The 5,304-nt window shown below is 72.2% G+C and carries 5 protein-coding genes; 2 read left to right on the top strand and 3 right to left on the bottom strand.

Annotated elements, in window-relative coordinates; genetic code table 11:
• Nucleotides 1-183 precede the first annotated feature (183 nt).
• Genes EAO71_RS03070 through EAO71_RS03060 form a run of 3 tightly spaced genes read right to left on the bottom strand, consistent with a single transcriptional unit; the run spans nt 184 to nt 2,492 of the window.
• Nucleotides 184-1,089, bottom strand: coding sequence for a glycosyltransferase family 2 protein (locus EAO71_RS03070; protein WP_147976211.1), 906 nt, complete (start codon nt 1,087-1,089; stop codon nt 184-186).
• Between the two features lie 42 nt (nt 1,090-1,131).
• Entirely contained in the window at nt 1,132-1,869 is a 738-nt protein-coding gene (locus EAO71_RS03065; protein WP_147976210.1) for a hypothetical protein, read from the bottom strand.
• Nucleotides 1,866-2,492, bottom strand: a complete 627-nt coding sequence (locus EAO71_RS03060) for a 2OG-Fe(II) oxygenase (protein WP_147976209.1) — start codon at nt 2,490-2,492, stop codon at nt 1,866-1,868. Before EAO71_RS03060 ends, EAO71_RS03065 begins: the two co-directional genes overlap by 4 nt.
• 274 nt (nt 2,493-2,766) lie before the next feature.
• On the opposite strand from EAO71_RS03060, the gene EAO71_RS03055 reads away from it, so the two are divergent.
• Both EAO71_RS03055 and EAO71_RS03050 read left to right on the top strand, forming a co-directional pair.
• Nucleotides 2,767-3,498: a serine/threonine-protein kinase gene (locus EAO71_RS03055; protein ID WP_147976208.1), complete on the top strand. Its 732-nt coding sequence runs from the start codon at nt 2,767-2,769 to the stop codon at nt 3,496-3,498.
• A 349-nt stretch (nt 3,499-3,847) separates the two neighbouring features.
• The gene (locus EAO71_RS03050; RefSeq protein ID WP_261991965.1) at nt 3,848-5,239 is read left to right on the top strand and encodes a branched-chain amino acid ABC transporter substrate-binding protein; all 1,392 of its coding nucleotides are present in this window, start codon (nt 3,848-3,850) and stop codon (nt 5,237-5,239) included.
• Nucleotides 5,240-5,304: the final 65 nt, after the last annotated feature.

Genomic DNA, 5,304 nt, shown 5'->3' with positions numbered 1-5,304 from the left:
CGGTGCAGTGCGACGGCGGCCGTGAGCCCACCTATTCCGGCCCCGACCACCACTGCGCGACGCTTCGGCATGGGCGGCCACCTCTCCGTTCGGTTCGAACATCCTTATACAGGAGGGCCGGAGGGGTCTGATCGCCCTGGGTGCGGCGACGGACGAAGGAGGGGGCGCGGCCGGCCGGCCGCCTCAGTTCCGCCGACCCCAGTCGCCGAACGTGTCGAAATACTCCTCGACCGTCCGTGAACCGGTCTCGGCGAGCCCGGCCCGCTGCTCCTCCCAGTCGCCGGCGAACGCCTCGACCAGGACCTCGGCGGCCCTCGGCGTCCCGATGATCCTGCGCAGGCAGGCCTCGCGACGGGAGCCCTCGAAGTGGACGAGAGCGACCCGGGCCACGTTGTAGGCGCGGCTCGTGGAGCCGAGACGATACGGCGGGTGCGGCCGGAAGCGGTGCTGCAGCCTCGCCGAGGGGACGGCCAGCACGTCGACACCCGCCCGCCAGGCCCGAAGGCTGAAGTCGACGTCCTCCAGGCCGAGTTCCCTGAACTCCCCGAAGCCGCCGAGGCGGTCGAAGGTGGACCGGCTCAACGCGAGGCATCCCCCGGGCGCGACGGGCAGCGGGTACGGCGCCTCCTCCGGGCCGGGCGGCAGCCAGCGGTACCGCAGCGCGGCGTCGACCAGCCGGGCGCCGCAGCCGTACTCGGTGCCGCCGACGTCGCGGATGGCGGGCGCCAGCACGGCACCGGGCTCCGCGACCAGGGCGGCCCGCAACCGGGCGAGACACTCGGGCTCCAACCGGCAGTGCGCGTCCAGGAAGACCAGATGGGCCCCCTTCGCGAGGCGGGCGCCCGCGGTCCGGGCCGCTGCGACCCCGCTGCGCTCGACGCGGTGGACGACGACCCCGAGCGCGCGCCATGCGTCGCTCCGCAGGGCGGCGCAACTGCCGTCGGTGCCTCCGTCGTCGACGACGACGGTCTCCGCGGGAACGACGGAGCCGGCGTAGACGGACCTCACCGTCTCGAGAAGCTCCACGCCCTCGTCGAGGCTCGCCACGACCAGCGACAGCGCCGGCGGCGCGCCCGACGGCTCAGACACGGCCGGACCGGTTCCCCGATCGCCCCGGCGGCACCGCCCTCGTCACGCGGGGCCGGGGGTGCCCGGTGGCACCCCGCCGGGCGGCAGGGTCGCCGCCAGATCGATCAGCCCGGGAAGGAGCGCCGCGTACCGGAGCGAGTCCTGCAGATAGGCGGTCAAGCCGGTGGTGAGGGCGAAGTGGTAGACACTCAGGCGATCGAGCTCCCGGTCGTCCAGGGCGAGCGCCAGGAGGTCCCCGATCCTGACCTGACCGAGGTTCAGGGTGTCGAGGACCTTCCGGGGCGTGGCGGCGTGTTCCTGGTACTCGGCGAAGTCGGTGGTCGACTGGAGGTCGGACTCGGCGAAGCCCGCCTGTTCCAGGGCCCGTTCGAGAGCGCGATCGCCGGCGCGGACGAGATATCCGGCCGAGGACACCTCGGCGTCCCGCAGGTGCTCCAGGAGGTGCTTGGTCACCGCGCCGACGAGGCCGAGGTTGGTGGCATGCGCGCGGTCCGTCAGCACCGGAGTGAGGTGGGCCCGCCGCTCCGTACCGATCAGCGCCATGCCCACGGCCGCGACCGTCTGCGAGCCGATCCCCTTCGGAGGCCACGGCCTGTCCGTCGTGGCCAGCACGAGCACGAGGCCGCTCCGGGACAGCAGTGGCTCGAGGGTCTCGAAGTACAGGTGCGGGAATCTGTTGCGGCGGCAGAACGTGGCCAGCGCGGTCTTCGTCTCGACGGGAAGATCACCGGCCGCCACCTGGATGCGGATCGACTCGTTGACCACGGCATGGTCGTTCATCGCCGGCCTCCCAGCGCATGCGAACTCGAACTGGACATCCATCCCGCGACCGCGTACCGGGTGCCTTCGCGTACGGTCGCCACCTCGTGCATCAGGGACGACCGGAACAGCACCAGCATGCCGGGCTCCGGGACGATGACGACCCGGCGATCGCGCAGGGTCGGGTCGGTCTCGTAGAGGGTGAGTGCGCCCCCGTCGAACGTCGGCAGGTCCGTCGTGGCCACGCGTCCGTTCAGGTAGAGCAGGAGCGACCAGCGGTGCGCGGCCAGCCGGGGCGGATCGTCCTTGTGGTTGGCGACGTCCCGGTGCGCGCGGAAGTAGCTCCCCTGCTCGTACGACATGAAGTAGGGGCCGTACAGGTAGTCCGCGTCGGACTCGAACTCGCCCCGGTGCGCGTCGAAATGGGAGGTCAGCCGGTCGCCGAGCGGCCGTGTGACGGCGTCGGGGCAATGGTGGTCGAAACACCGGCGGAGCGACGGATCGAGAACCGACTGCCCGGCGCGCACGACCTGCGCCTCTTCCCGCGGCGCGTCCTCCATGGCCCGGATGATGTCGCGGCACTCGGCGACCGACAGGAAGGCGGACGCCGACGCGACGTTCCGTGTTCTGAACCGCAGGTCCATGGTGAGGCCCCCTCGGCCGCAGTACGTAGGGGCGTGCAAGAGATCTCTCCACCAAAGCCGCGCACATCCCGTCGCGCACGCCGGGGGAGACCGGGCGAGTGAGCGGAGGCGCGGCGCGTACGGGGAGGCGAATACCGGCCGTACGGGCGTTCGTCTGCGTGCGGAAGCCTTCGCGTGCCCGTGCCGCGCGCCCTCGGAGAGCCGGCCCGCACCGGCCGTGGAGCCGGTCGGCGTTCTGTCACCCGACCGGCCCACCGGGACCTAGAGTGTGCGCGTGACCGAGCACAACTCAGAACTCATCGCGGGCCGGTACCAGCTGGTCGAACGCATCGGCCAGGGCGGGATGGGCCGGGTCTGGCGCGGCGTCGACCAGCAGCTCTTCGGACGCGAGGTCGCCATCAAGGAGATCGTCTTCCCGCTGGGACTGGACGACGGCGACCGCACCACCCTGCTCGGACGCTTCACCGGCGAGGCCCGCGCGGCGGTCACCCTCAGCCATCCCGGGATCATCACCATCCACGACGTCGTGGAACACCGGGGCGCCCCCGTGATCGTCATGGAGTACATCCGGGGACAGTCCCTTGCCGCGGCCATCCGGGAACAGGGCCGACTCCCCGCGCAACGGGTCGCCGAGATCGGCTCCGCCATGCTCGACGCGCTGGCCGAGGCGCACGCCGCGCGGATCGTCCACCGCGACATCAAGCCGGACAACGTGCTCCTGACCAAGGACCGCGTCGTCCTCACCGACTTCGGCATCGCGCACCTCGCGGACGCCACCACCAAGCTCAGCCACAGCGGGATCGTCATCGGCACCCCGCAGTACATGCCGCCGGAACAGCTCGAAGGCAAGCGCCCGACCCCGGCCAACGACCTGTGGGCGCTCGGCGCCACGCTCTACCACGCCGTCGAAGGACAGCCCCCGTTCGACGCCGAGGGCCTCCACGCCCTCGCCGTGGCCATCCTCACCCGCCCCCACCGGCTGGTACCGGCCCGCGATGAGTTCTGAGTTGTGCTCGGTCACGCGCACACTCTAGGTCCCGGTGGGCCGACCCGGGGCAGCCGAAGCCGCCGAGCTGCTGGCGTCGGCGCTGAGCGCCACGCGGTCCTCGTCCTCGTCGCCGTCATCGCCGTCATCGCCGTCATCGCCGCCTTCGCGGTCCCGCGTGGACGAGGTCGCAGAGTCCGGGCCGGAGGCCGAGGCCGGGCACGAGTCGGACCCTGGGTCCGTACCTGCACCGCGGCCGACTCCGGAATCCCTGCCGGACGCCGCGACGGACGACGCCCGCGCCGAGAGGGACGGTGAGGCGGAACCACCGTCCCCGCCCTCCCTGCCGACGCCCACCGTCACGGACTCCGTGCCCACCGTCGACGCCCCCCGCCGACGCGTACCGGACCGGCCGTCCACGCCGCCCGTGCCGCCGGCCGGGGACACGGTCCGGCTCGGCGGGAACGACCAGCGCGGGAACACCGGGAAGTCGGCCGCCCGGCGGCGTGCTCTCACCCGCCGCTCCACCGTCCTCGCGGCCGCCCTGGCCACCCTCGCCATCGGCTCCGTCCTCACCTGGACCCTCGACCACGACGACAAGACCGGTGGTGACGACGCGGCCGGCGGCGGTACGGGCGCCTCCCCCGTCACCGTCGTCATCGGTGTGGACGCGCCGCTCAGCGGCGGCCTGGCCTCCTTCGGCGCCGGCGTCAAGAACTCGGCCGACCTGGCGGCCAAGACCGCCAACCGCACCGGACACGTACCCGGTGTGACATTCATGATCGAGGCCCTGGACGACGAGGCCACTCCGGCCAAGGGCCGTATGAACGCTTCGCGTTTCGTCGCCGACAAGCAGGTGCTGGGCGTCGTCGGGCCGGTCAACTCGGGCGTCGCCCAGGAGATGCAGGAGCCGCTCGCGCAGGCCGGCCTGGTCAACGTGTCGCCGTCCAACACCAACCCCGTACTGACCCTGGGCCCCGACTGGGCGAGGGGCACCAAGTCCCGGCCCCACCCCACCTACTTCCGCACCGTCGCGACGGACGCCGAACAGGGGCCGGTCGCCGCCCGCTACCTCCATGGCGAGGCCGGGAAGCGCAAGCTCTACGTCGTCGACGACAACAGCAGCTACGGCACCACGCTCACCTCCGGGTTCACGGCCGAACTCACCAGGCTCGGCGGGACCGTCGTGGGCTCCGGCCACGTCACTCCCCAGCAGGACGACTTCACCGAGATCACCTCGAAGATCCGGGCGTCCGGCGCCGACGCCGTGTACTTCGGCGGCGACTACGTCACCGCCGGGCCGCTCTCCCAGCAGCTCAAACAAGCGGGCGCGCGTATTCCGCTGATGGGCGGCGACGGCATCTTCGACCAGCAGTTCCTCACGGCCAACACGCAGGCCGAGGGCGACCTCGCCACCAACATCGGCCTGCCCGCCGAGAGGCTGACGGGAGGGGACAGGTTCCTCACGCAGTACCGCGACGCCGGATACCCCGAGACGGCCGGCCCGTACGGCCCCTACGCCTACGACGCGACCTGGGCCGTCATCGAGGCGGTGAAGGCCGTCGTGAAGGCCAACGGAGGCACCCTCCCCGAGAACGCCCGGGCGAAGATGCCCCAGGCGGTGGCCGGGCTGGGGTTCGACGGCGTCACGGGCCGTGTGGCCTTCGACTCCTACGGCGACACCCTCAACCGGGGCCTGACGGTCTACGCGGTGAAGGACGGCACATGGACCACCGTGACGACCGACCTCGGCACGCCCTGACCCGTCCGGTCCGGACGCACGTCCTCCGCCCGGTCCGGACGCACCCCCTCGACGCGGTCCGGACG

It is taken from the genome of Streptomyces sp. MS191 (genome assembly GCF_008042125.1).
Classification (GTDB): domain Bacteria; phylum Actinomycetota; class Actinomycetes; order Streptomycetales; family Streptomycetaceae; genus Streptomyces.
This window is presented reverse-complemented; position numbering and strand designations above follow the sequence as displayed.

Excerpts from the sequence above, each read along its gene's own strand:
- EAO71_RS03060 (WP_147976209.1), bottom strand. The coding sequence starts at position 2,492 with ATGGACCTGCGGTTCAGAACACGGAACGTCGCGTCGGCGTCCGCCTTC.
- EAO71_RS03065 (WP_147976210.1), bottom strand. The coding sequence starts at position 1,869 with ATGAACGACCATGCCGTGGTCAACGAGTCGATCCGCATCCAGGTGGCG.